The 2,380-nt window shown below is 65.5% G+C and carries 3 protein-coding genes; all 3 read left to right on the top strand.

The genetic code is table 11. The annotated features are described in order from the left end of the window. Window positions 1-80: 80 nt before the first annotated feature. Genes tnpA through tnpC form a run of 3 tightly spaced genes read left to right on the top strand, consistent with a single transcriptional unit; the run spans window position 81 to window position 2,326 of the window. A complete protein-coding gene (gene tnpA, locus ABGI63_RS25720) occupies window positions 81-434 on the top strand; it encodes an IS66-like element accessory protein TnpA (protein ID WP_349745363.1) in 354 nt (117 codons plus the stop codon). Further along, a complete protein-coding gene (gene tnpB / locus ABGI63_RS25715; protein ID WP_349745362.1) occupies window positions 431-763 on the top strand; it encodes an IS66 family insertion sequence element accessory protein TnpB in 333 nt (110 codons plus the stop codon). Before tnpA ends, tnpB begins: the two co-directional genes overlap by 4 nt. Before the next feature lie 57 nt (window positions 764-820). Further along, window positions 821-2,326, top strand: a complete 1,506-nt coding sequence (tnpC, locus tag ABGI63_RS25710) for an IS66 family transposase (protein WP_432767474.1) — start codon at window positions 821-823, stop codon at window positions 2,324-2,326. Window positions 2,327-2,380 lie beyond the last annotated feature (54 nt).

Raw genomic sequence — 2,380 nt, 5'->3', positions numbered from 1 at the left:
GGTATGCGTCCGGCCATCCCATCTTGAATTGACCCATCGCGACTGGAAGGATCGTGTCCACGTAATTACAGGTGGACACGATGGCAAGCGACAAGCCCGCAAGACGGCGGACGTATGACGAGACACTGAAGGCGCAGGTGCTGGCCGAATGCGAAGCGCCAGGCACCTCAGTGGCGAAGGTGGCCTTGGCCCACGGGATCAATGCCAACGTGGTGCACCGCTGGAGGCAACTGGTTCGCGAAGGCAAGCCCTCAGTGCCCGCGATCTCAAGCGGGTTTGTTCCGGTGTCGCTTGCCGCGGCGCCTGCGACACAGCCTGTCGCCATCGCTGACATCCAGGTCGAACTTCGCCGTGGCGCCATTGCCATGACGATCAACTGGCCGACATCGGCGGCGGCCGAGTTTGCCGCCTGGACCCGCGAGTTGCTGCGTTGATCCGCATCGACTCGGTGTGGATGGCTGTCGAGCCGCTGGACATGCGCGCCGGCACGGAGTCGGCGTTGGCCCGCGTGGTCAAGGTCTTCGGCGCAGCGCACCCGCACACGGCCTATCTCTTCGCCAATCGACGCGGCAACCGCATGAAGGTGCTGGTGCACGATGGCGTCGGCATCTGGCTGGCCGCCCGGCGACTGCATCGCGGCAAGTTCATCTGGCCCCATCACGTCGAAGGCACATTGAGTCTGAGCCGCGTGCAACTCGATGCGCTCGTGTTGGGTCTGCCCTGGCAGATGATGGGCGAGGCAGGGATCATCCGCGTGCTGTAGTGCAATTGCCGGAAGTGCCGATGCCCACGGGCGTCGAAGCGGGCAATATCCATCCTCGTGATCCACGAAGCCCAGCTTGACGACCTGACACCCGCGCAGTTGCGCGAGCTGACCGCGCGACTGCTTACCGAGGTTCGCCACAAGCAGGCCACCATCGACAAGCTCACGCACGAGAACGCGGTGCTCAAGCGGATGAAGTTCGCCGCCAGCAGCGAGGTGTTCCAGGGCGATCAGCGCAGCCTTCTCGAAGACACGGTCGATGAAGACCTGGAGGCGGTGCAAAGCGAGTTGCAGCAACTCGCCACCAAGCCCGCCAGCCCTGAGCGCCAGACACCCAAGCGCCAAGCCCTGCCGGCCGAACTGCCGCGCCGCGAGTTCCGCCATGAGCCCGACGACACCCTGTGCGCCTGCGGCTGCCAGATGAAGCGCATCGGCGAAGACGTGGCAGAGAAGCTGGACTACGAGCCTGGCGTGTTCACCGTCGAGCGCCACATCCGTGGCAAGTGGGCCTGCGCCAAGTGCGAGCGCCTGTTGCAAGCGCCAGTCGAGGCGCACGTCATCGACAAGGGCATCCCGACTGCCGGCCTGCTCGCGCAGGTGCTGGTCGCCAAGTACGCGGATCACCAGCCGCTGTATCGCCAGGAAGGCATCTATGCCCGCTCCGGCGTGCTCCTGCCGCGCTCAACACTGGCAGCATGGGTCGGCGCATGCGGCGTGCAGTTGCAGCCGCTGGTGGATACGCTCAAGACCGAGATGCTCAGCCACCGAGTGCTGCACGCCGACGAGACACCCGTGGCAATGCTTGACCCCGGCGCCGGCAAGACACATCGGGCCTATCTGTGGAGCTACTGCACCGGCCAGTTCGAGGACCGTCGCATCGTTGTCTACGACTTCGCCGAGAGCCGCGCCGGCAAGCATGCGATGGAGTTCCTGGGCGACTGGCGCGGGGCGCTGGTCTGCGACGACTACTCGGGCTACAAGGCACTGCTCGCTAAGGGCTTGCTGGAGGTGGGCTGCATGGCCCATGCCCGGCGCAAGTTCTACGAGCTCTGGGCCAACCATCGCAGTCAGATCGCCGAGCAGGCGCTGAGCCACTTCGGCAAGCTATACGAGGTCGAGCGCGAGGTGCAGACATCTGCGCCAGAGCAGCGGCTGCAGGCCCGGCAGAGCCAGGCCAAGCCTGTGGCCGATGCCTTGCACCTCTGGCTCACGCTGCACCGCCAGAAGGTGCCAGACGGCTCCGCCACAGCCAAGGCCATCGACTACAGCCTCAAACGTTGGGCGGCGCTGACGCGCTACCTCGACGACGCCATGCTGCCCATCGACAACAACTGGGTCGAGAACCGCATCCGGCCGGTCGCGCTGGGGCGCTCGAACTGGCTCTTCGCCGGGAGCTTGCGGGCGGGCAAGCGAGCGGCGGCCGTGATGAGCTTGATCCAGTCAGCCAAGCTCAATGGGCTCGAGCCGTGGGCCTACCTGAAGGACGTGCTGACCAGGATGCCGACGCAGCCGGACAGCCGCATTGCGGAGTTGCTGCCGCACCGCTGGGCGCAACCCATCTGATCTGAGCTCCGCTCAGGTCGTCAGCCTGTCAAGATGACTTGGCCGGACGCATAC

Origin of the sequence: Roseateles cavernae (genome assembly GCF_040187885.1) — a bacterium.
GTDB lineage: Bacteria > Pseudomonadota > Gammaproteobacteria > Burkholderiales > Burkholderiaceae_C > Roseateles_E > Roseateles_E cavernae.
This window is presented reverse-complemented; position numbering and strand designations above follow the sequence as displayed.

Excerpts from the sequence above, each read along its gene's own strand:
- tnpA (WP_349745363.1), top strand. The coding sequence starts at position 81 with ATGGCAAGCGACAAGCCCGCAAGACGGCGGACGTATGACGAGACACTG.